The 21,465-nt window shown below is 53.0% G+C and carries 22 protein-coding genes; 14 read left to right on the forward strand and 8 right to left on the reverse strand.

Features of this window, described 5'->3' with window-relative positions:
• Position 1: 1 nt before the first annotated feature.
• The gene (locus RAL91_RS05670; protein WP_306260433.1) at positions 2 to 970 is read right to left on the reverse strand and encodes a DUF1837 domain-containing protein; all 969 of its coding nucleotides are present in this window, start codon (positions 968 to 970) and stop codon (positions 2 to 4) included.
• 1,328 nt (positions 971 to 2,298) lie between these two features.
• On the reverse strand, positions 2,299 to 3,069 hold the full coding sequence (locus tag RAL91_RS05675; protein ID WP_306260435.1) for a cell wall metabolism sensor histidine kinase WalK: 771 nt from the start codon (positions 3,067 to 3,069) through the stop codon (positions 2,299 to 2,301).
• A gap of 196 nt (positions 3,070 to 3,265) precedes the next feature.
• Here RAL91_RS05675 and RAL91_RS05680 point away from each other — a divergent pair, with 196 nt between their 5' ends.
• From RAL91_RS05680 to cls, 4 genes are read left to right on the forward strand one after another with little or no spacing between them, the layout of a single operon-like run.
• Positions 3,266 to 3,898 (forward strand): MarC family protein, encoded by a 633-nt coding sequence (locus tag RAL91_RS05680; protein WP_306260437.1) that lies wholly within the window; start codon positions 3,266 to 3,268, stop codon positions 3,896 to 3,898.
• 24 nt (positions 3,899 to 3,922) lie between these two features.
• Positions 3,923 to 4,195 (forward strand): YrhK family protein, encoded by a 273-nt coding sequence (locus tag RAL91_RS05685; protein ID WP_306260439.1) that lies wholly within the window; start codon positions 3,923 to 3,925, stop codon positions 4,193 to 4,195.
• 3 nt (positions 4,196 to 4,198) lie between these two features.
• Positions 4,199 to 4,882, forward strand: coding sequence for an endonuclease/exonuclease/phosphatase family protein (locus RAL91_RS05690; RefSeq protein ID WP_306260441.1), 684 nt, complete (start codon positions 4,199 to 4,201; stop codon positions 4,880 to 4,882).
• Positions 4,879 to 6,309, forward strand: coding sequence for a cardiolipin synthase (gene cls / locus RAL91_RS05695; protein WP_306260443.1), 1,431 nt, complete (start codon positions 4,879 to 4,881; stop codon positions 6,307 to 6,309). The genes RAL91_RS05690 and cls overlap by 4 nt, the downstream gene beginning before the upstream one ends.
• A 9-nt stretch (positions 6,310 to 6,318) precedes the next feature.
• Here cls and RAL91_RS05700 read toward each other — a convergent pair whose 3' ends face one another.
• Complete coding sequence (locus RAL91_RS05700) at positions 6,319 to 7,017, reverse strand: hypothetical protein (RefSeq protein WP_306260445.1); 699 nt, start codon at positions 7,015 to 7,017, stop codon at positions 6,319 to 6,321.
• A 442-nt stretch (positions 7,018 to 7,459) separates the two neighbouring features.
• On the opposite strand from RAL91_RS05700, the gene RAL91_RS05705 reads away from it, so the two are divergent.
• The 7 genes from RAL91_RS05705 (at position 7,460) to RAL91_RS05735 (ending at position 14,818) form a co-directional block, all read left to right on the forward strand.
• A complete protein-coding gene (locus RAL91_RS05705; RefSeq protein ID WP_306260447.1) occupies positions 7,460 to 8,347 on the forward strand; it encodes a DMT family transporter in 888 nt (295 codons plus the stop codon).
• 212 nt (positions 8,348 to 8,559) lie between these two features.
• On the forward strand, positions 8,560 to 10,065 hold the full coding sequence (locus RAL91_RS05710) for an ABC transporter substrate-binding protein (protein ID WP_306260449.1): 1,506 nt from the start codon (positions 8,560 to 8,562) through the stop codon (positions 10,063 to 10,065).
• A 71-nt stretch (positions 10,066 to 10,136) separates the two neighbouring features.
• A complete protein-coding gene (locus RAL91_RS05715) occupies positions 10,137 to 11,051 on the forward strand; it encodes an ABC transporter permease (protein WP_306260451.1) in 915 nt (304 codons plus the stop codon).
• Between the two features lie 9 nt (positions 11,052 to 11,060).
• Entirely contained in the window at positions 11,061 to 11,987 is a 927-nt protein-coding gene (locus RAL91_RS05720) for an ABC transporter permease (protein ID WP_306260453.1), read from the forward strand.
• The gene (locus RAL91_RS05725) at positions 11,984 to 13,615 is read left to right on the forward strand and encodes an ABC transporter ATP-binding protein (protein ID WP_306260455.1); all 1,632 of its coding nucleotides are present in this window, start codon (positions 11,984 to 11,986) and stop codon (positions 13,613 to 13,615) included. The genes RAL91_RS05720 and RAL91_RS05725 overlap by 4 nt, the downstream gene beginning before the upstream one ends.
• The gene (locus RAL91_RS05730) at positions 13,612 to 13,764 is read left to right on the forward strand and encodes a hypothetical protein (protein WP_306260457.1); all 153 of its coding nucleotides are present in this window, start codon (positions 13,612 to 13,614) and stop codon (positions 13,762 to 13,764) included. The genes RAL91_RS05725 and RAL91_RS05730 overlap by 4 nt, the downstream gene beginning before the upstream one ends.
• 13 nt (positions 13,765 to 13,777) lie before the next feature.
• Entirely contained in the window at positions 13,778 to 14,818 is a 1,041-nt protein-coding gene (locus RAL91_RS05735) for a DUF475 domain-containing protein (RefSeq protein ID WP_306260459.1), read from the forward strand.
• A gap of 36 nt (positions 14,819 to 14,854) precedes the next feature.
• Here the strand turns inward: RAL91_RS05735 and RAL91_RS05740 are convergent, their stop codons facing one another.
• Positions 14,855 to 15,598 (reverse strand): GntR family transcriptional regulator, encoded by a 744-nt coding sequence (locus RAL91_RS05740; protein WP_306260461.1) that lies wholly within the window; start codon positions 15,596 to 15,598, stop codon positions 14,855 to 14,857.
• A gap of 105 nt (positions 15,599 to 15,703) precedes the next feature.
• On the reverse strand, positions 15,704 to 15,868 hold the full coding sequence (locus tag RAL91_RS05745; RefSeq protein WP_306260463.1) for a hypothetical protein: 165 nt from the start codon (positions 15,866 to 15,868) through the stop codon (positions 15,704 to 15,706).
• Positions 15,869 to 16,025: 157 nt separating this feature from the next.
• On the opposite strand from RAL91_RS05745, the gene RAL91_RS05750 reads away from it, so the two are divergent.
• Genes RAL91_RS05750 through RAL91_RS05760 form a run of 3 tightly spaced genes read left to right on the forward strand, consistent with a single transcriptional unit; the run spans position 16,026 to position 18,475 of the window.
• Positions 16,026 to 16,748, forward strand: a complete 723-nt coding sequence (locus tag RAL91_RS05750) for a ribonuclease activity regulator RraA (RefSeq protein WP_371932485.1) — start codon at positions 16,026 to 16,028, stop codon at positions 16,746 to 16,748.
• Between the two features lie 54 nt (positions 16,749 to 16,802).
• A complete protein-coding gene (locus tag RAL91_RS05755) occupies positions 16,803 to 17,708 on the forward strand; it encodes a 5-dehydro-4-deoxyglucarate dehydratase (RefSeq protein ID WP_306260465.1) in 906 nt (301 codons plus the stop codon).
• Entirely contained in the window at positions 17,705 to 18,475 is a 771-nt protein-coding gene (locus tag RAL91_RS05760) for an aldolase/citrate lyase family protein (RefSeq protein ID WP_306260468.1), read from the forward strand. The genes RAL91_RS05755 and RAL91_RS05760 overlap by 4 nt, the downstream gene beginning before the upstream one ends.
• Before the next feature lie 15 nt (positions 18,476 to 18,490).
• Here RAL91_RS05760 and RAL91_RS05765 read toward each other — a convergent pair whose 3' ends face one another.
• From RAL91_RS05765 to RAL91_RS05775, 3 genes are read right to left on the reverse strand one after another with little or no spacing between them, the layout of a single operon-like run.
• Positions 18,491 to 19,126 (reverse strand): HAD family phosphatase, encoded by a 636-nt coding sequence (locus tag RAL91_RS05765; protein WP_306260470.1) that lies wholly within the window; start codon positions 19,124 to 19,126, stop codon positions 18,491 to 18,493.
• Positions 19,116 to 20,642: an FGGY-family carbohydrate kinase gene (locus RAL91_RS05770; RefSeq protein ID WP_371932486.1), complete on the reverse strand. Its 1,527-nt coding sequence runs from the start codon at positions 20,640 to 20,642 to the stop codon at positions 19,116 to 19,118. The genes RAL91_RS05765 and RAL91_RS05770 overlap by 11 nt, the downstream gene beginning before the upstream one ends.
• Before the next feature lie 10 nt (positions 20,643 to 20,652).
• Complete coding sequence (locus RAL91_RS05775; protein ID WP_306260472.1) at positions 20,653 to 21,456, reverse strand: BtpA/SgcQ family protein; 804 nt, start codon at positions 21,454 to 21,456, stop codon at positions 20,653 to 20,655.
• Between the last annotated feature and the right edge of the window lie 9 nt (positions 21,457 to 21,465).

Below are 21,465 nucleotides of genomic sequence, written 5' to 3' on the forward strand. Positions count from 1 at the left end.
TTCAGTTCGCCAAAAGACTTAAAAAATAGTCTCTGAATTCTTTGACTGTCCTCATCGGAACACAGATGAAGTGAATGTCGTACTGGCTAATAGCCTCTTCGCTTACACGGTGCTTGATTTGTTTTAACCAAGTTGGGATTTGATCGAGGAGTTCGTTCTCAAGTGCTGCCTCGTCTGTGTTGAGGCTGTCATTCTTGTAAGAGGTTGTATCAAATCCAATAAGCGCGATACCACAATGTTTTAGCGAAAGTGATTTTGTATCATCGAGATCGAAATAGCGCTTGAGACCTTCGGCCAGCTTAGGATCGTCAAAGTTGGCGAATTCATTGATGAGGAATACATCTTGGGACCTCGCAGAATCGCTCCCATCTGTGTCGACCAAAAAAGGAGCCAAAGATTTTAGACAATCTCGTGCTGCGTCAGATGGATCACCGTACAGCTTTGATTCACCCCAATAGACATTAAGCCCGCCAGCATCTGTTCCTTTTGCGTATACACCATCTGCACCATGATAATGCATTTCTGCAGAGGTCTTCAGGCTCATCTTACAGATTATTTGGTTGAGACCAAAAACGGCCTCAGCAAACGCAAAGATTAGCAGTTCGCCACCTTCGCCGCTCTTGCTTAACGAGGTAAAAAGGCTCTTTGCTTCTTTCTCTAGCTTGAGTAGCAGAGCCGTCGAGCCAGTGTCATTCAAGCTTCTACGCGCATCCTCGATGCGTTTTCGGGGTATCGCATAATCGATGATACGTACACGGAGAAATTCAGCAAGTGGCTTGAAACGAACGCGACCGTTGCCATCAATTGGCAATCTATAACAATGAACAGTGGTTTTTGTGTCATCAACTTCAATGTTCTCACGCAGCATTTTCAGGTGGGTATCTGTTACTTTGCCACCACCTCGGAGAGAGCCATCGAGAAGACTGGCCATGTCTAGGATAGTCTCATCTATTTTGATTTCTTCATTCATTTAGTGGCAGCCAACGTGGGATATACAATACTTAGGGACAGTACCACTTAGAGTGTAGAGCAAAAAGTGATTTCTTCATCTCAGATGGAAGCTAACCCAATGTCCGCTTCCCAGAACTGGTTCATCTTAATTTGTACCCGCAGCGACCCTCCGCTCTCCTGCCCTTTTAGACACCCAAAGCAAACCCAAGGATTATCGCCACGTCCCGCATTCCCAACTCGGGTGATCGTTTTGTTCTGCCCCTAGTCCACCCCAAGTGCTCCCGTCGACCATCCATCGTTTGCAGCACACACAGTGAGTCCCTCAGAGCCGTTTAGCTGCCCAAATGACCTTGCCCCTACGGTGACCGAAACGCCTCTCTGTGAGTCACTCTGAAGCTTCCCTGCTCATGATTCCGGCGGGCATTTCCAGATAAAATATGTGACCCCGATTGTACATATCGGTCGTTTGGTTTCCCCCGGTGCCCCTAGGTTTAACTCACAGTTATCCTGGCTGACGCAACGCACCTCAAGGTTACCTTGGGTCCAACCGGATCGCAGTCCACCTCACATACGAAGACGAGGGAGAAGGCAGACACCGATGCCTTACGCAACCTGAGACACGTCCTGTGAGCGACGGTCACGACTGATGTTCATGACCATTGTTTTGTGTCTTGGTTAGGCGGCTGGGTGTGGGTCCTCTTTTGGGCTTCCCATCAGGTGCCCCTGCTGGTGCAACCCAGTGGTCTCCTTCAGGACACCGTGGGGCGCTGGTTGCCGTGGGCTAGTATGTCGTACTTCATTCACATCACTCCTCACTAGCAAGACCCTCGGTACCCAGAGTGCCCTTTGTGACTCCTACCATGGGGCTGTGGAGAGCGTTCTCAACTTCCGCGGCGGCAGCTGCCTAGAAAGCACTAACGGCTCTCTGTGACTCAATGCGACGACAGCAATGGCAGACTGAGAGGCAACCAGGGTGTAACCTTGGGGTGCGGGCATTTTGACCAAAAAATGTGGGAGCATGAATGTATGTGTCTGTGTTTCCAGTTTCCCCCGGTACCCCCCCCTTCGAGGTGTCTGGCAGTTCCTATACCAACGACGGTCCGCCGAAGAGTCCACCCAGGGTAACTTCAGGTCACTCAGGGAGGCCTATGGGGCGGATGTACAAACGGATGTACATTCTTGCCCCTTCACATCGAACTGCCTATCTGCTAAGTCATTGATTACATTAGAAGTCAGGGTCGCTGCGATGCCTGTGATGGGAACCAATCCCTATAAGCGGCACCATTTTTCATCAATAAAAACAGTATGTTGTGGGTGGGCGCATGATCAAGCGAAAATATTCTCAGTTCAATTCGCCTTCCTGAACATCGCCCGAACAAAAAGCCCACCGCTTGGCAGATTTGGGTTTTCGGAAGATATCAAATCCGCATGGTGCGGATTGGTTATGGTTTTGACCAGCGACAGGCCCAGGCCAGCACCATCGGTCGTTCGGCTTTTCTCCAGACGATAGAGCGGTTGCGTGATCCGGTCATACTCATCTTGAGGAATGCCTGGTCCGGTATCGGATAGACCCAAAGTGGGTCCGTCTGCAATCAGCGCGATGTCTGTTCCTTCGGGCGTATGATGCATGGCATTCTCGATAAGGTTTGCAAGCATTTGCACCAGTAGAACGCGATCTCCCTGGATGATCGCCGGATTTGTGACTTCTACGATCAGTCTGCGACCACTGTCTTCGATAACAGCACCGAAAATATCGGAAACTTTCTGAACAAGCATACCAAGATTGATAGCTTCAAAAGCGGCATAAGCCGCGCCGGATTCCAGTTTGGCAATCCGTAAAAAGGCATCAAAAATCGCAATGATGTGGTCTGTTTGGGCAATCGCGGCCTTAATGTTTTCAGCAATTAGGACCGCTCGTATCGAACCGGAGGGGCGCGCATGGCAGGCTCGCCACGAACCTGATTTCTTTGAACACGCCCGATAGGCTGTTTTGGGTGTGGCGCTTTTTAACAGGGCAGAGTGTTTCATTCCTTTTTGAGCGCGGTCTTCGCGGCAGTCAGTTCGCGGCAGTCGGGGGAAATCAATCAACTGGTCGCGTTGACCGATTACGCTCCACATGCAGCATCAACGCCTATTCTCCCGCACGTATGTTTCGTCGATATGCCATTGTCGGGCACGCCAGGATCGGTGCTGGGCGCAGGGGTATTTGGGGAGCGTGCGCTCGGCTTGTTCTGGCAGGTCAGGCAGGGCACAGTCTTTCGCAAGCGCCAATCCTGAGCTAGGGTCAAAGCAAGCAACGGGTCAAGGAACCGAGATGGACTACGCTGAATTGATGAAAGCCTTCGGGGCATTCTTTGCGATCATGAACCCATTTGTGAATTTACCTATCTTTCTGGCACTCACGGCCGGTTTCACAGTGGCTCAACAGCGCACTTTGGCCCTGAAAATTACAATTTTCTCTGCCATCATGTGCGCCGTGATCCTGTTCGCAGGGCACAGGATCATTGACTTTTTTGGCATTACCATTGATCAGTTTCGCATCGCAGGTGGTCTGGTTCTGGCACACATCGCCTGGTCGATGTTGAACGGCAACAGCATTACGTCGCATCACGGTACTGAAAAAGAGCAGGACCACATGCAGGACCTGTCTGGCCTTGCGTTCTATCCGATTACTTTTCCCATGATCGTGGGTCCGGGAACCATCGCGACGCTGATAATCTACGCTGGACACGCCAAGGGAATTGAGGGATTGATCGCCATCGGCGGGGTCGTCGGTGCCATTCTGGCAATGCTGTTCATTGTGCTCTTTTTTGCGGCCTTTTTTGGCAAAGTCTTGAGCGACACGATGCGTGTGATTATGACACGTCTGATGGGCATGATTCTGTTAGCGATTGCGATGGAGATGATTGTGGCGGGGGCAAAGGCTGTTTTGCCGGGCTTGGCCTGATAGCAGAAACATGGGGTCGCCGAAATGAAATTATTCAATCCAGACAATCACACGAGAAGCGCCGAACACAAGAGAATCTATGCTTATTGCGAATTGGCTTACACGATCGTGGATTTTGCCGCAGCGGCACTATTCGTGGTGGGAAGCATTCTCTTTTTCAGCGCGCAAACGACTTATTTCGGTACATGGTTGTTTTTGATCGGCTCGGTTCTTTTTGGGCTGCGACCGACAATTAAATTGTTTCGGGAAGCAGCCTATCTGCGGGTCGACAATTATGACGACGTTATAAAAGGCTGATGTGTGCGCGTCGCTAGTTATAACATCCGCAAAGCCGTCGGTCTGGACTGGCGACGGGACCCGGATCGGATTGTCGATGTCCTGGCCGAAATCGATGCTGACGTCGTGGTTTTGCAAGAGGCGGATCGGCGTGCGGGTTCCCGGGCAGGTGTTCTGCCGCTCGACCGCCTTGAGCAAGAGCTTGGCTATGAAATGGTCGACGTTTCTGTGCGACCTCAAAGCCATGGCTGGCACGGTAACGCGATCCTGGTACGCAGCAGCTTTGTGAGTTGGTCTTCAACGCGCATTGAAATTCCGACGGTTGAGCCGCGCGGGGCCGTTTCCATGCTCCTTACTGATCCAAAGGTCGAGGTTGTGGGCGTGCATCTGGGTCTGACGCCAGGCATGCGCAGGAAGCAAATTGAAGCGCTACGACAATTGGTCGATAAACGAGATCATCCAGTCATTCTGGCGGGTGATTTCAACGAATGGAACCATTCCAGACTTGTGTTCGATCCAGCGTCAAAAGTCATTTCACCTGGGCCAAGTTTCCATGCAGCCCGTCCGACAACAGCACTTGATTGGTTTGTCCTGACGGGGGCTGTGCATGCTGTCTCGTCACATGTGCATACCTCCAATCTTGCCGAGCGTGCTTCAGATCACCTGCCAATTGTTATTGATATTGAGTTCATGGAGAACGCTCAATGACAACAATTCTGTTCCTTCATCTCGTTCTCGTCATTGGATTCACCTTACGCATTCTACTGCGTGATGATTTGTCACCTCCTGCACGGCTGGCATGGATCGTTGTGCTGAATGTCCTGCCCTATGTCGGCAGCGTCGTGTATTTTATGTTCGGCGAGATCGATCTCGGGCACCGCGCTAACATACGACACGAGAAAATCTTTGATGAAATCCGTGCAAAAGCCGATGCCTATATGGGAGAAACCGGTAACTCCGACAGATTGATTGATCCGCTCTATCGCCCGCCATTCCGATATGCCGGTTCGATCAATGGGTTTCATCCGGTCGATGGCAATGGTGCCAAACTGATGGCAGATGGCGCCGCCACGAATAAGCACCTTGTTGAAGATATTGATGCAGCGACCAGCCATGTTCACGTGTTGTATTACATCTGGCACAATGATCACACGGGGACGGAAATCGCTCAGGCGCTGATGCGTGCTGCCAGGCGAGGTGTGGTATGCCGTGCTATGGCTGATGGCTTGGGGTCTCGTACTCTTATCAAATCGGACCTTTGGAAACAGATGAAGGATGCCGGCGTTAAACTCGCTGTTGCTTTGCCTCTCAGCAATCTGATCCGCACACTCCTGACCAGTAGAATTGACCTGCGCAACCATCGCAAGATCACAGTCATTGATGGCAGGATTACCTATTGCGGAAGTCGAAATTCGGCCGACCCCGAATTTCTTGTGAAAGCCAAATATGCGCCCTGGGTCGATATCATGTTGCGCTTTGAGGGGCCCGTCGTTGCGCAGAATGAACTTTTATTCATCAGTGACTGGATGCAGGCGACTGATGAGCCATTCGATGCATTTGAGCTGAAAGCAAAGCCGGTCAAGGGCGGATTTGCGGCTCAGGTCATGGGGGATGGGCCAACTGAACGCCGCGGTGCAACCCCACAGTTATTTTCAAATCTCATGGCCTGCGCCCAGCATGATCTGACTCTCACAACGCCTTACTTCGTGCCGGATGCGACGGTGCTGGAGGCACTTTGCTCAGCCGCGCATCGTGGCGTGCATGTCACGCTGATTTTCCCCAAAGTCAATGACAGTTGGATCGTGGCCGCGACAAGCCGCAGTTACTACCGAAAACTCCTGACCGCAGGGTGCCAAATACATGAGTTCGTGGGCGGTCTTCTTCATGCCAAAACTCTGACGATCGACGATAAAATCACCCTGGTAGGCTCCTCCAATCTCGATCTGCGAAGTTTTGATCTGAATTACGAAAACAACATTCTATTGCAGGATGTGGCAACGACAAAGGCCGTCCGCGACCGGCAGGAAAGCTACATGTCACAATCGGATGCTGTGGGTCTTGAACAGGTCCTGACCTGGCCATACCACAGACGAATATGGAACAACGTCGTCGCCACAATCGGCCCAGTCCTGTAAAGCGGATTCTTACGGTGCGCTGGTTGAATCGGCGTAGGCGTTTGAATCGTAAGACTTGGTGCCCTGTAAATCATCCAGCCAATAGCCGGAACTGATTGCCTCCACGGACCAAACGTCTTTACCGGCTGTATCAACACTGACAATCCAGATGATTTTATCGGCATTTGGAAATGATTTTCCGGACAGTTGTTCGCCATACATCCGGTGTAGCACCGCGCGATCTTCCATCCCGTCAGCAAGCAACCGGACCAGAAAGGATTCATTGGGTGAGGCGCTTAAAAGCTCGTTTGAGGCGGGGTTGAGAGGCGTGACTTCAAGTCTGACACGAACCGCATCAGGTTTGAGAAATACCCGGGGCATGGCTGCATAAAGCAGGCTGCCGACATTGAACAGACGCTCGTGGAATGCCGGATCTACGTATTCCTCCCAGAGCTTTTCATCGAGCATCTCGTTGGCCATGTTGCGTAACTGGCCCTCTCGAAGGGCATCACCTATGACATGTTTGAGCACAATATAGGCAGCCTCGTCGGGCTCCTGGTCCTGCAGTGACATGAGGCACATTTCGCGCAGTTCGTCGTCATCCAGCCCGGACCTGTCGCCAAACTCCATATGATCGAGAAGTGCTTCGAAATCACTGTTTGTCCACGCGCCTTCAATCTCCAGAAGGTTGGAGAAATCAAGCAATTGCACATGAAAACTGTTATTCATACTTCGCCGATTTTCTTATGATGTTCAGTTCAAGCCGATAGAAAGCGACTGCCTCAATAGCAGACGGCAAACCTTTGATCAAACGTTGTGTTTATAGCGGTCGGTGGCCGAGAACAGATGAATTGAAACTTGGTCCACAATAGGCTCATTAAGCAGAAATTTCAAAGTTACGATGTGAATTTACCAGGATGCCATCGCAAGATATCACAGGGCGTTCACGGTCCACGTGGCTCCATCTGCGTCAGGGAAAAACAGGTCTGGAAAAATTTGCGTCATCATACTCAACAGGTGAACGCGACTCGCCTCCTGATAATAATTGATGTATTAGCGTACTAGAATAAAATTCGCTTTGTGTCGTTTCCAACCACCTTGCACATGGACCACGCCTTTGAGGTCCGGGAAATTGAGTGAGATTTAATCCCCCAATGGAGTTCAGACCCTAATGTCCTTGGGCAGTCCCGGTGCCAGTGTGCGCAATGTCAATGCGATGGTGGCAGCAGCCCTGATGCTGGTCGCCGCTGTTCTGACCGCACTCGACGCTGTGCTTGTCAGGTTACTGGCAGACGAGGTGCATCCCTTCGTAATCGTATTTTTCCGCAGCCTTTTTGGGTTGATGGTCGTGCTGCCGTGGATTCTGGCGCGACGCCAGCAGATGGGTTCCCACTATCGCCTGATGCACTTTTTGCGGGCGGCCATGAAAATCGTGGCGTTGGTCTGTTTCTTCTTTGCGTTTGCCCTGGCGCCATTGGCGGATGTGACCGCCATCATGTTTACGGCTCCCATTTTCCTGACGCTGGGTGGCTGGATGATCTTCGGCGAAACATATTCCCTGGGTCGATTAATTGCGGTCCTGGCAGGATTTGTCGGGGTCATCATTGTCATCGGCCCGGCTGGAGGCGATATGAGTTGGGCGTTGAGCTATGCGCTGATCGGCTCTGCACTGACAGCAGCCATCCAGCTGATGCTGAAGAAGATGGCAAAGCATGACAGTACGCAAACTCTGGTGTCAAGGAATCTGGTTCTGATGGCACCACTGGCATTTATACCGGCGCTTTATTTTTGGGCGACGCCAACCCTGCCTCAACTGGGACTGTTGGCAGTGCAAGGCATTGTTGGTGCCCTGAACATGTCGCTTGTTACAAGGGCGCTCAGCATGGCTGATGCATCCTTGCTGGCGCCGATTGATTTTGTCCGATTGCCCATTGTTGCGATCCTCGCCTTTCTGTTTTTCGGCGAGTTGGCCAGCGTTGAAACCTGGATTGGTGCCAGCGTGATCTTTCTATCGACTCTGATAGTGGCTGGCGGTGCAGGCTGGAAACGCACCAAGTAACGACGCAGGTCAGGCGTTTAGAACGCATGGGTTTGCACCGGTAAAATTAGTCTGTGCGACCGAATCCGATCACATATTCTTGATTGACAAATACACTAATATATTAGAGGATCACTTTGAGGCATTACTCGAAACCCCTCGAATTGTATCAGACGGCGCGTTTGCAGCAGCGCGCCTTCTTATAAAAAAGCTGCACCGTAAAGGAGGAATTCATGCGTAAACTGTCTGTAGGTTTGCTGGGTGCGTCGCTCGCAATGACGATGATGTCACCTGTTTTGGCAGAAGACACCGATATCACCATCGTGCTGAGCGAAGAACTGGATTTGATTGATCCCTGCATGGCATCGCAGTCCAATATTGGCCGCGTCGTTCTGCAAAATATTTCCGAAACAATGACCGAACTCGACGGCAGCGGTGGCGGATTGATGCCGCGTCTGGCCGAAAGCTGGGAATCGGTTGATGGCGATACCTGGCGCTTCAATTTGCGCAAGGGCGTCAAGTTCTCCGACGGTACAAGCTTTGGTGCCGAGGATGTTGCACATTCGCTGAAGCGCGTTGTTGCCGAAGAGCTGGTTTGTGAAATCGGCGCGAAGTACTTTGGTGGTTCAACCATCACCACAGAAATCATCGACGATCACACAATCGAAATCACGTCCGATCCGGCGCAGCCTATTATGCCGCTGCAATTGTCGGGTCTGACAATCGTTCCATCTGAAACATTGATGGAGTACACACGCGAGCCCATTGGAACAGGCGCTTATGTTCTGTCCGAATGGAATGTCGGCCAGAATGTCATTCTGACGCGCCGTGACGATTATTGGGGTGAAACTCCGGCTGTCACCAAAGCAACTTACGTGTTCCGTTCAGATGATTCTGTGCGCGCAGCAATGGTCGCGACTGGCGAAGCGGATTTCGCGCCGAAAATCTCGGAACTGGATGCAACCAACCCGGCAACAGATTTTGCCTACCCGAACTCTGAAACTGTATATCTGCGTCTCGACACAATGACGCCGCCACTTGATGACGTGCGTGTTCGTGAGGCCATGAACCTCGCGATTGACCGCGAAGCCTTTATCGGGACAATTATTCCCGCCGAAGCGATCCTGGCCACCGCAATTGTACCGCCATCAACCATCGGCTGGAATGCTGATCTGAAGGTGCCGGCTTATGATCTGGAAAAAGCCCGTGCGCTTTTGGCCGAGGCCAAAGCCGATGGCGTGCCCGTCGATGCGGAAATCACATTGATCGGCAGAACCAGCAACTTTGCAAATGTCACTGAAGTGATGGAAGCATTGCTTTCCATGTATCAGGATGCTGGCTTCAACATGAAGTTGGAAATGTATGAAGTGGCAGAATGGCTGGATTTCTATTCACAACCTTTCGCGGAAGATCGCGGACCACAGATCATCGAGGCGATGCATGACAACGCCAAGGGTGATCCGGTTTTCTCGATGTACTTCAAATACGCGTCCGAAGGTTTGCAGTCAGCTCTGCGTGATCCTGCAGTCGATAAGATGATTGCGGATGCAACAGCTGCAACAGGTGATGACCGTACATCCAAATGGTCCGATCTGTTCGCATATCTGCACGATGAAATCACTGCAGATGTCCAGTTGTTCCATATGGTTGGCTTCAGCCGGGTCAGCGAACGGCTTGACTTTACACCGACCATCGCGACCAACAGCGAAATTCAACTCTCGCAAATTGGCTTCAAATAAGCTTTCAATAGAGAAGGGGGCGGCAAGTTCGCCCCCTTTTTGCATCTTGAGCTATGATGGGAGGGGCGGCAATGCGGCATTTCATTGGGAAACGAGCCTTCGCAAGCGCTCTTTCGCTTGTTGGCCTCATCGTATTGGTCTTCTTTCTCTCTCGCCTTACGGGCGATCCGACCGCATTGTTCCTGCCGCTTGACGCTTCGCTTGAAAGCCGCGAACGGTTCCGTGAACTGCACGGCCTGAACGATCCGATAATAGTTCAGTTTGGCCATTACGTCTGGGATGTCCTGAACCTTGATTTTGGCGATTCCATTCGCAAGGCGAGACCGGCGCTTGAGGTGGTTCTTGGCGCCTTTCAATGGACGCTGATACTGGCATTGACTACCGTTTTTCTGGTCACAGTCGCTGCCATCATCATTGGCTCACTGGCCGCATTCTATGCTGGCGGAGTTTTTGATCGCATCGCAACGTTCCTGTCGCTGATCGGTGCAAGTGCACCGGATTTCTGGATTGCCATTGTGGCAATCGTCTTGTTCTCCGTAAATCTCGGCTGGCTGCCAACTTCGGGAACCGGAACAATCTGGCATTGGGTTATGCCAATTGCGGTTCTTTTCATCCGTCCATTCGGCCTGGCTTTGCAAGTTGTACGCGGCTCAATGATCACCGCGCTGTCCTCGGCCTATGTAAAGACCGCCCGTGCCAAGGGCGTTCGGGCCAGTCCAATCATATTCATCCATGCCCTGCGCAATGCTTTGCTTCCCGTGATCACCGTGATCGGCGATCTGGCTGCAGGCATGCTGAACGGCGCTGTGGTGGTTGAAACGATTTTTGGCTTTCCCGGTGTTGGAAAGCTGATGATCGACTCCATTCTGCAACGCGATTTCACAGTCGTTCTGGCGGCAATCATGGTGTCGGCCATGGCCATTTTTCTTATGAATCTTCTGATCGACATCGCCTATTCGGTGCTTGATCCGCGCATTCGGTATTAAGGGACGATGATGACCGATACCGACCAGGCTCCCGACAATGCGCTTGAAAAAGAGCCGAATGCCTTTGCCCAGATGATGCGCATGCTGTGGCATGACAAGGTCGCACTGGTGGCCGTGATTTTTCTGATCATTGTGGCATTTTGCGCAATTTTAGGGCCGTGGCTTCTGGATGCCGCTGCAACGAAACAAAATTTGCGAGGGCGCAATTCCCCGCCTTTCGATATTGCGAAGGGCTGGCTGTTTGTGCTGGGTGGCGATGCTTTGGGGCGGCCATTATTTGCACGCATCATTGTTGCCGCGAGCAACACAATCATGGTGGCAACCGGCGCAGTGCTGTGTTCCATGGTGATTGGCAGCACGCTTGGCCTGATTGCCGGTTACACCAAGACAAGGGCAAGCCAGATTATCCTGCGGCTGGCCGATGTCATCATGTCATTCCCCTCACTGCTACTGGCGGTCATCGTGCTCTACATGCTGTCCCCGTCGGTCTCCAACATCATCATTGTTCTGGCAATCACCAGAATCCCGATCTATCTGCGAACCACCCGCGCGGAAGTGCTGGAAATCCGTGAGCGCATGTTCGTTCAGGCGGCCCGCGTTATGGGCGCTTCAGATATGAGGATCATCTTCCGCCATATCCTGCCGGTCGTCTTTCCAACCCTGCTGACCATCGCGACACTGGATTTTGCCTTTGTCATGCTGGCTGAAAGCGCGCTGTCATTTCTGGGTATCGGCATCCAGCCACCCGAGATCACCTGGGGCCTGATGGTGTCGCAGGGCAGGCCGTATCTGACAAATGCTTGGTGGCTGTCTTTCTGGCCTGGCCTTGCCATCATCCTGACCACGCTCAGCCTCAACCTTGTGTCAAACTGGATGCGTATTGCGCTTGACCCGGTTCAACGCTGGCGTCTGGAAATAAAAGGCAAAAAGCAATGAGCGCGCATCTGCTGGAAGTTCGGGACCTGTCAGTGGAGTTCCATACACTGCATGGTCAGGTGAAGGCCGTTCAGGGTGTCAGTTTCCACCTCGATCCCGGTGAAACGCTGGTCATTCTGGGCGAAAGCGGATCGGGAAAGTCAGTCTCGGCTTCGGCAGTGATGAACCTGATTGACATGCCACCGGGTGAAATAACCAGCGGTGAAGTGCTGTATCGGGGCAAAAGCCTTCTGGATATGACCGGCGAAGAGCGTCGCGCCATAAATGGTGCCAAGATCGCGATGATCTTTCAGGACCCGCTGGCCCATCTTAATCCGGTCTACAGCGTCGGTTGGCAGATCATTGAAATGATGACGACCCACGGCATGCCATCAGGCAAGGCGAAGCAGCGCGCGATTGAATTATTGCTGCGTGTCGGAATCCCGGATCCGGAAACCAGAATGCGGGCCTATCCGCATCAGTTTTCCGGTGGTCAACGTCAGCGTTTGATGATTGCAATGGCACTGGCACTGAAGCCCGATATCCTGATTGCGGATGAGCCGACAACAGCACTTGATGTGACGGTTCAGGCCCAGATTCTGGCATTGCTGAAGGAATTACAGGTCGAAACGGGCATGGGTTTGCTGTTGATCACCCATGATCTTGGTGTCGTGGCTGAGGTGGCTGACAATGTCGTTGTCATGAATGCTGGAGAAATCGTTGAATCCGGTCCCGCTGGTGAAGTTTATGCCAACCCGCAGCACTCCTATACCAAACGCCTTATCGCTTCGGCGCCCGGTCGCGGGGAAATGGCAGAACCTGTCAAAGCGCCCGGTGAACCCCTGTTGCGGCTGGTAGGCCTTAGCAAGAGCTTTGGGAAATTCGAAGCGCTCAAGGATGCAAGTCTGACCGTCATGCCCGGTGAAATTGTCGCCATTGTCGGGGAAAGCGGCTCTGGCAAATCCACCTTGGCGAAGACCCTTTTGCGATTGGAAGAGCCCACCAGCGGCGAAGCCTTCTACAAGGGTCGTGATTTGTTCAAGATGTCGCCGAAAGAGCTGTTTGGCATGCGCCGCGATATCCAGATGGTGTTTCAGGACCCCACGCAATCACTAAACCCGCGCATGTCGGTCTATGATCTGATTTCCGAAGCCTGGGTCATCCATCCTGAAATTTTGCCGAAGCCGAAATGGCGTGAGCGTGTAGCCGAATTGTTGGATCTGGTCGGTCTGTCGCCGGATCATGCACGTCGTTATCCGCATCAGTTTTCCGGCGGCCAACGGCAGCGCATTGCCATCGCAAGAGTTTTGGCACTGGAGCCCAAACTGGTGGTTTGCGACGAAGCAGTCTCGGCGCTTGATGTATCCATTCAGGCGCAAGTGATTGATCTGCTTGACGGTTTGCGTCGCGATTTTGGAATTTCCTACATATTCATTGCTCATGATTTGCCGGTGGTCCGGGACTTTGCGGACCGGGTTGTGGTGATGCAGGCCGGGCGGATCGTCGAAGAAGGAACCGTGCGACAGATATTCGAGGCCCCGCGCAATGACTACACGCGTGCTTTGCTGGCTGCCAGCTTGGACCCGGATCCGGAAGTGCAGGCGAAACGCCGCACTGCCCGTCTTGAACTGGAGGCCTTGCGCCCATGAAAGCCGATATCTTGTCTGCACCTGGACCACAGGGCACTTTGATCAACAGAGCGCGCCGAAGCGTGGTTGATAAATACGCCATCATTGCTGCGCTGAAGGCGGGTGATCTGGGGTCCGCCAGTCCTGACTCCGGTCAACTGAGACGCTGACGGAGAGTAGATTATGGCGTCGTCACTCTGGTTTTTTCGCTGGCCGTTTCTGGTAACGGTCCTGGGGCTTATGCTGGCCGCCTGGCTGGGGTGGCAGACCACCGGCACAGGAGCGGGCGCGCTCACCTTCTTTCTGATTGGCGCCGTCCTGGCTGTGTTGGAGATATCGCTCAGTTTCGACAATGCCATCGTGAATGCGAACAAGCTGAAGGATATGTCGCCTGTCTGGCAGAAACGGTTTTTAACCTGGGGTATTCTGATTGCGGTTTTCGGGATGCGCATTATCTTTCCCCTCGCCATTGTTGCAATCGCGGCCCAGATCGGGCCATTCGCAGCCATTCATCTGGCCGCAACGGAACCCGCCGAATATGCCCGCCTGATTGGAGAGGCGCATGTGTCGATCTCAGCGTTCGGCGGCACATTCCTGATGATGGTCGGGCTCTCTTACTTCATTGATGACAGCAAGGAAGTGGACTGGTTCTGTGCGCTGGAATGCCAATTGCGCAAATGCGCGGCGGTGCGCGGGCTGCAGGTGGGGCTTGTTATTGCTCTGGTAATGGTTTTTGCCAGTTGCCTGTCACAGGAAGACGGGACAACGTTCCTGTTTTCTGCCCTGTTGGGATTGCTGACATTTGTGGCGGTTGATCTGCTTGGTCACGTACTGGATGCGTCCCAGGGAGCGCGCGATGTCGCACGCGTCGGCGGGTTGGGCGCATTCATGTATCTTGAGGTACTTGATGCCAGCTTCAGCTTTGACGGCGTGATTGGTGCCTTCGCATTGACGCAGAATCTGTTTCTGGTTGCCATCGGATTGGGGATCGGGGCGATGTATGTGCGCTCAATGACCATCATGCTGGTCGAGCGGGAAACACTGGCACAATTCCGGTATCTGGAGCACGGGGCGTTTTATTCGATACTGGCTCTATCAGTGATCATGTTTGCACAATCATTGTTTCATATTTCGGAGTTTGTCACCGGGGCGCTGGGTGCCGGGTTGATCGGCGCATCGCTCTACGCATCGATCCGCTACAAAAAGCAGCTGATCAGCGGCTGATCACCGGCTTGTCAAATGGGGAGATGAAAAGTCTGGTCAGGCGACGTTGAAATAGTCCGGAAACTGGCTGCGAAGCGCTTCGACACGTGAGATAGATACCGTGTCTTTCAGATGGTCCCTGATGGCGGCAATTGCCTGGTTTTCATCGCCGGATTCAATCCCGGCAATGATGCTGGCATGCCCCTCAAGAATAAGATCGAATTTCCCCTCCGGTGGTGGGCCAAGACGTCTTATACGGCCAAGATGGCCTGATTTGGATTGCAGCAATTGGTGCAGTCCGCTTTGTCCCACACCGTCGAAAAGCGTTTTGTGGAAGGCTTCATCAAAATCATAGAACATGTCTATTTGTTCCACATCATGAACGATCGCGTGCTTCATGCGCAGGATGGATTTGGCTTTGGAAAGCACGGACGGATCGCACTCATTGGCCAGACGTCGAACCACCTCGGTTTCAACGGCAATCCGCAGAAAATAAGCTTCAAACATCTGTTTTTCATCAATCCGCGTAACCAGTGTCCGCGACTGTGGAAAAATCTTGACCAACCCGTCCTGTTCCAGCCGCTGCAATGCTTCGCGTACAGGTGTTTGACTGACCTTATACCGGTCGGTCAGGTCGGCGCGGGAAAGCGTTGTATCCGGTGGCAAATGAAGATCAATGATCCGCTGCCGAAGGTCCAGATAAATCCGGGTTGCAGCAGAACCTCCAACTGATGCTGAAAAGGGGGAGCCCTGCATATCCAAGGTCGGGAAATTCATACCAATTCCTTTTGTTTGCCCCATACAGCAATCTCCCGAAACAAATCAATGTCAGACCGGTTTTTTGTTGTTTTTACTAAAGCACTAATATATTAGTGCTCTAGACGGTAAAAACACAATAGCAACTTATCACGATTTATTGCGACCCTTTTCGGAAAAACTCGATGCCACGAGAAACCTGTCAAAGTCTGCGGTCGGCGCGCTGGTTCGTGCGAGAAGAATTATGCGATAGTCAGACAGCAACAAGGCAGATTGGGTGAAGCGCAACATGGCCAGATTATACAATAAACGCATGTCAGGAGCGTCCTGCGGGGCCAGCGCCATGCATGTGGCGCAAACCGACAAGGACTGTGACTTAGATTGTCTCACTTCGAAAACCGGGCGTCCCGTGCCCGGGCTGGAGATCAATTGAGATCAGACCCAAACATCAGAAAGAAAAACGAGGACCGAAATGGCTGAAAATTTGTCTGACGAGACGAAACAAAAACTGATGCACGTATCGGTCGCGACGCTTGCAACGGCGCTCTACAAAAGAGGCTTGCGCAATCAGGTGATTCAGGACGTACACCCGGTGGCGCGCAAAGGCCGCAATATGGTCGGTCCAGCCTTTACCCTTCGATATATGCCAGCCCGCGAAGATCGCAACACATTGGCCGAGTTTCGCAACCCGATGCACATGCAGCGCCAGGCTGTTGAACAATGTCCGCCAGACTCTGTGCTGGTGATGGATTGCCGCAAGGATGCCCGAGCGGCCTCGTCGGGAGATATTCTGATTAAGCGGCTGATGGTGCGTGGTGCCGCCGGTGTCGTGACCGATGGTGGCTTCCGTGACAGCATGGTGGTCGGCGAACTCGACATCCCTGCCTATCATTCGCGCCCGTCCAGTCCCACCAATCTGACGCTGCACGAGGCAATTGAGATCAATGGTCCGATTGGCTGCGGCGACGTGGCTGTCTTTCCTGGCGATACTCTGGTCGGCGATGATGACAGCATCATTGTGATCCCGGCCCACATCGTTGACGAAGTCGCTGATGAGGCGGTGGAAATGACGGTTTATGAGGACTTTGTTTCCGAGATGGTCCTGGAGGGGGCGACAATTATCGGGCTCTATCCTGCCACTCAGGAAAAGAACCTGAAATTGTTTGCAGAATGGCGCGCCGCAAAAGGTCGTTGATAAAAGCAAAGCGGGCCATTTCCGGTGGCTCCAGAACAATAAATTGGACTTGAAATGATTGCCCCAAACGAGCTGAAATCCATCATCCGAACCGGCCTCCTGTCGTTTCCGGTAACCCCGTTTGATGCCGACGATAATGTGGATGCGACCGCCTTCAGCTCACATCTGGAGTGGTTGTCCGGATATCCGGTTGCCGGTTTGATCGTGGCTGGTGGGACAGGAGAGATGTTCTCGTTGACCCCGACCGAGATTGTGGAAATCGTGCGGACCGCCAAGGCCGTTTCAGGCGATGCACCGATCATTTCCGGCTGTGGCTATGGCACAAAACTCGCTTGTGAAATGGCGCAGGGGATCGAGGCGGTGGGCGGTGACGGTATCCTGCTATTGCCGCACTATCTCATCGGGGCACCCCAGGACGGTATTGAGGCGCATATCCGTGCCGTCTGCAAATCCACCAATATGGCGGTCATTGTCTATAATCGGGGCGCAAGTCGCGTGTCAGTCGATACGCTGGCACGGCTCTCCGAGGAATGTCCCAATTTGATCGGCTTCAAGGACGGCACAGGTGATATCAACACGGTGCGCCGCGTGACCCTGACAATGGGTGACCGTCTGGCCTATATCGGCGGAATGCCGACACATGAATTATTTGCTCAGGCCTATCGTGGTGCTGGCATGGCGACATATTCCTCGGCTGTCTTCAATTTCGTCCCCGAAACAGCGCTGGCTTTCCACAAGGCATTTATCGCTGGGGATGATGCGACCTGCAATAAACTTCTGACCGAGTTCTACTATCCCTTCACCGCCATTCGCGACCGCAAGACGGGGTATGAAGTCGCCGCGATCAAGGCAGGTGTACGAATGCGTGGTTTTGCAGCAGGCCCAGTGCGAACACCCTTGATAGATTTGACTGCAGTAGAGGACGACATGATGCGGCAATTGATGGAGGGAAGAGGATGATGGTAGAAATTCCAAAGAATGCCTTCAAGCAGGCACTGCGCGAAGGCCGCCAGCAAATCGGCTTTTGGTCTACGATACCCGACCCATATCTGACCGAAATTCTATCAGGTGCAGGCTTTGACTGGCTGTTGCTGGATTCAGAGCATTCGCCAACAGATATAAGATTGATGATGCTGCAGCTTCAGGCCGGACGCGCTGGTCCCAGCGCGCTGATTGTGCGCCCGCAGGTCAATGACCCGGTCCTGATCAAGCAATATCTGGATATCGGCGCGCAAACATTGTTGTTGCCCATGATCCAGTCAGCCGACGAAGCCAGAGCGGCCGTTTCTGCCATGCGATATCCGCCTGCAGGTATACGCGGTGTTGCCACCATGACCCGTGCTTCCCGGTTTGGCCGTGCCGAGAATTATCTGCAGCGTGCAGAAGAAGAATTGTGCCTGTTGGTACAGGTCGAATCCAAAGAGGCCGTTGAGCAGATTGAAGCGATTGCGGATGTGGATGGGGTTGATGGTATTTTCATTGGTCCTTCGGATCTGGCTGCCAGTCTTGGCCATAGGGGCGAACCGTTTCATCCAAAAGTCGTGCAAACCATCGAGACCGCAATTGGCCGTATTACAGCGACCGGAAAACCTGCCGGTATTCTGACACCCAATGTGGAATTCGCGCAGCGTTGCATGGATCTTGGCACACGTTTTACCGCCGTTGGCAGTGATATGGGTTTGTTGCTGAATGGCGCTGAAGCGCTCGCACAGAAATTTTCCGACTAGGGGCTGAACTGGGCTTCAGGTCTGCCGATGATTTGACAGATGCGACGGCAAATCCTTGAGATCATCTATCCACACATCGGCTGGTAGGCCGGGATTGTTATAGGCAACGAGCGTAAGCCCGGCTGCTTTTGCGCTTTTCGCGCCAGAATGGCTGTCCTCAATCGCCAGAGCTTGGGATGGCTCAATCTCCATTTTGCTCATGGCTTGCAAATAGGGTTCGGGATCAGGCTTCGCTTCGCTGACATCATCAAGGCTGATGCTGAATTCGAAAATGCCATTGGTGCGCAGGAATTCAAGGTTGGTATCCACAACCTTGCGTCCCGAGTTTGAAACAGCCGCCTGCCGGATTCCGAGCCCATGCAGGCTTTTGATGGTCTCAATGGCGCCCGGCATGGCATGAAGCGTTTCAGACTGGCGCACATAGTGATCGTCTATCGCTTTTGTCCATACACCTCGGGTTAATTCTGCCGGGAATCGACGCTTGAGAGCGTCCCATACACCGTTCAGGTTTACACCGATGAATGTGTCATCCGGGAGATCTGAAATATCAGCATTGTACTGCATGCAAACCGCAAGCAGCGCTTTGAGATGCAGAGGCTCACTGTCGACCAACGTGCCATCGATATCCCAAAGAACTGCCTTAATGCCCACGAATTGCCTCCCTGACCGCGCGCTGGGCATTGTAGGTTTCACGAAACTGCCGATATCCCGCATCGTATAATGCGGCAGTCTCGGGGGCGGGTTGCAACAGCTCACCGTAAGTGACGTAGCGGTTGATGCCAGCCCAGTCATTGCTGAGGCCAACGCCAATAGCTGCAACCCAGGCAGCAGCCAGACATGAACCGGGATGCCCCTTTAGCAACTGAACTGGTTGTTGCAGAACGTCGGCACAAATTTGCATCCAGAATAGCGAATTCGCGCCGCCATCGGATGCAAGAACTCTGCGAGAAGGGTGGCCCATCTCTTCAAAGACGTCGACATGATGACGCAGCGCGTAGGCATATCCCTCAAGCATCGCTCGCCACACATGGCGCAAATCGTGATTGAGGCTCAGGCCATGAATGATGCCTCTGGCATCGGTATCGTGGATCGGTGTTTTCTCTCCAAGAAAATACGGAATAATCCGAACACCGTCCGCGCCGGGTGGCGTGGTAGCTGCGATCTTGTCGAGATGTTGATGCAAGGTGATGCCGGCTTTGCCAGCGGCCTCGGCTTCACCGGCTGCAAATTTGTCTGCAAACCAGTTTAAAGATGATCCGCCGGACGCCATGCATCCATTGGGCATGAACAGCCCGGGGATCAGATGGTAGTCGAGGAACATCCTGGGATCAGGTGACGCTGTTTCAGTTGCGATCAGCACATCTATCGAGCCGCCGAATTTGAGCAGTACATCGCCGGGTTGCGTAACGCCTGCGGCCAGTCCCGAGGCGATGTGGTCTGCCGCGCCGCCTACGACAGGTGTGCCAACGCACAAGCCTGTTGCTTGCATGGCAGAATGTGTGACTTGCCCAAGAATTTCCTCCGAACGGATTTTATCCGGAATGCATGCGCGCGAGACATGCCCTAATGCAATGAGTTCGTCGGAAAGCTCATGGGTTCCAAGATCCACAAAACCCGCCTCAAGTGCCCAGTTCTGTTCAATCGCTTTTTTGCCGGTCAGCTTCCAGTTGATGAAATCATACGACCCGAACACCGTGGCGATGCGCTTGAAATTATCAGGCTCGTTCTGTTCCAGCCAACGCAGCTTCGCAGCAATGAGCTGTTGGTTTATTCCATTGCCAGCGATCTGCGTAAATTCTGCCTCGTCAATTTCAGAGGCAATCTCCGCAACCTGCGCACCGCAGCGGCCATCGCTTTGCTGGATGGCGGGCCGAATGACCGTCTCGTTCTGATCAAGCGTTACGAGGGCCGGGAGCATGCCTGTGACACCGATGGCCTTGATTGCTTCGGCCTGAATGCCTGAGCGCTCAAGAAGCTCGGGAATGATCTCGGTGACGTTGGTCCACCAGTCTTCCGAATTCTCCTCAGCCCACCCAACCTTTGGTGAGGAAAGGGTAACCAGGCGCGAGGCTTTCGCAAGCACCCTGTCAGGCAATTCAATCAGAATGCCAATCGTCGACGTGGTACCGATGTCCAGACCCAGGACGCAATCGATGTGCTCGTTCATGCCAGAGATCTCAACGCAATCCGTCGACCTTATCCATGAAGCGTTTGACGCGGTCGCTATCAACCGGGTTCCACGTATCGCCGTCGACTTTGAAATGCGTGCCGATGATACAGCCCGAAGCGACCGACATCACATCATCCACATTGTCGATGTTGACACCTGTATTTGCAAACACGGGAACGGCGCCATCAATTTCATCAACCACATCGCGCAGGTCAGACCCTTCTACAGGCTGGCCGGTAATGGGGCCGGAGACCAGAATTGCATCAGCCAGCGATGAGAAAACAGCTGACTTGGCGCGAAGGCCGATAGGGCGCTGATCCAGAGAATGGGCGAATTCCGCATTGATGTTGAACAGCAGCTTCATGTTGTCACAACCCAGATTGCGGCGCATGCGCAAAGGCGTGGCACAATCGGGGGCCCAAACGCCCATATCGGAGGCAAACACGCCTGTAAAAATCTCGCGCACAAAGGAGGCTCCCGTGGCGGCTGCAATCGCGACGCTCGCCGCAGGGTCCCACAGATAATTGACCCCAAACGGGACTTTCAAAACAGGTTTTGCAGCCGTGACGATATTCGTCATGGCCGCGACGCTTTCGGTGGTCGCCTTCATCAGATAGGGCCGGTCATTTTCATTGCCGAACATAATCGCGTCGACACCACCGGCCTGCAATTTTTCAATATCCGAAAGGACATTTTCAACGAGTTTCTCCATGCCGCCATCGGCATCATACAGCGGTGAGCCCGGCATCGCACCGATGTGGGCCATGGAAATAACGGCTTTTTGCTTGTCGCCAAGAAAGTCGAAAATCATGTGGGTTTC

It is taken from the genome of Pararhizobium sp. IMCC21322, assembly GCF_030758295.1.
Lineage (GTDB): Bacteria > Pseudomonadota > Alphaproteobacteria > Rhizobiales.

Bases quoted from the DNA above. Each gene is read 5' to 3' on its own strand.
- RAL91_RS05670 (WP_306260433.1), bottom strand. From the start codon at position 970: ATGAATGAAGAAATCAAAATAGATGAGACTATCCTAGACATGGCCAGT.
- RAL91_RS05760 (WP_306260468.1), top strand. From the start codon at position 17,705: ATGATGGTAGAAATTCCAAAGAATGCCTTCAAGCAGGCACTGCGCGAA.
- RAL91_RS05770 (WP_371932486.1), bottom strand. From the start codon at position 20,642: ATGAACGAGCACATCGATTGCGTCCTGGGTCTGGACATCGGTACCACG.
- RAL91_RS05735 (WP_306260459.1), top strand. From the start codon at position 13,778: ATGGCGTCGTCACTCTGGTTTTTTCGCTGGCCGTTTCTGGTAACGGTC.
- RAL91_RS05685 (WP_306260439.1), top strand. From the start codon at position 3,923: ATGAAATTATTCAATCCAGACAATCACACGAGAAGCGCCGAACACAAG.
- RAL91_RS05710 (WP_306260449.1), top strand. From the start codon at position 8,560: ATGCGTAAACTGTCTGTAGGTTTGCTGGGTGCGTCGCTCGCAATGACG.
- RAL91_RS05705 (WP_306260447.1), top strand. From the start codon at position 7,460: ATGTCCTTGGGCAGTCCCGGTGCCAGTGTGCGCAATGTCAATGCGATG.
- RAL91_RS05700 (WP_306260445.1), bottom strand. From the start codon at position 7,017: ATGAATAACAGTTTTCATGTGCAATTGCTTGATTTCTCCAACCTTCTG.
- RAL91_RS05720 (WP_306260453.1), top strand. From the start codon at position 11,061: ATGACCGATACCGACCAGGCTCCCGACAATGCGCTTGAAAAAGAGCCG.
- RAL91_RS05730 (WP_306260457.1), top strand. From the start codon at position 13,612: ATGAAAGCCGATATCTTGTCTGCACCTGGACCACAGGGCACTTTGATC.
- RAL91_RS05675 (WP_306260435.1), bottom strand. From the start codon at position 3,069: ATGTGGAGCGTAATCGGTCAACGCGACCAGTTGATTGATTTCCCCCGA.
- cls (WP_306260443.1), top strand. From the start codon at position 4,879: ATGACAACAATTCTGTTCCTTCATCTCGTTCTCGTCATTGGATTCACC.
- RAL91_RS05725 (WP_306260455.1), top strand. From the start codon at position 11,984: ATGAGCGCGCATCTGCTGGAAGTTCGGGACCTGTCAGTGGAGTTCCAT.
- RAL91_RS05755 (WP_306260465.1), top strand. From the start codon at position 16,803: ATGATTGCCCCAAACGAGCTGAAATCCATCATCCGAACCGGCCTCCTG.
- RAL91_RS05715 (WP_306260451.1), top strand. From the start codon at position 10,137: ATGCGGCATTTCATTGGGAAACGAGCCTTCGCAAGCGCTCTTTCGCTT.
- RAL91_RS05745 (WP_306260463.1), bottom strand. From the start codon at position 15,868: ATGCGTTTATTGTATAATCTGGCCATGTTGCGCTTCACCCAATCTGCC.
- RAL91_RS05680 (WP_306260437.1), top strand. From the start codon at position 3,266: ATGGACTACGCTGAATTGATGAAAGCCTTCGGGGCATTCTTTGCGATC.
- RAL91_RS05750 (WP_371932485.1), top strand. From the start codon at position 16,026: ATGGCTGAAAATTTGTCTGACGAGACGAAACAAAAACTGATGCACGTA.
- RAL91_RS05740 (WP_306260461.1), bottom strand. From the start codon at position 15,598: ATGGGGCAAACAAAAGGAATTGGTATGAATTTCCCGACCTTGGATATG.
- RAL91_RS05775 (WP_306260472.1), bottom strand. From the start codon at position 21,456: ATGATTTTCGACTTTCTTGGCGACAAGCAAAAAGCCGTTATTTCCATG.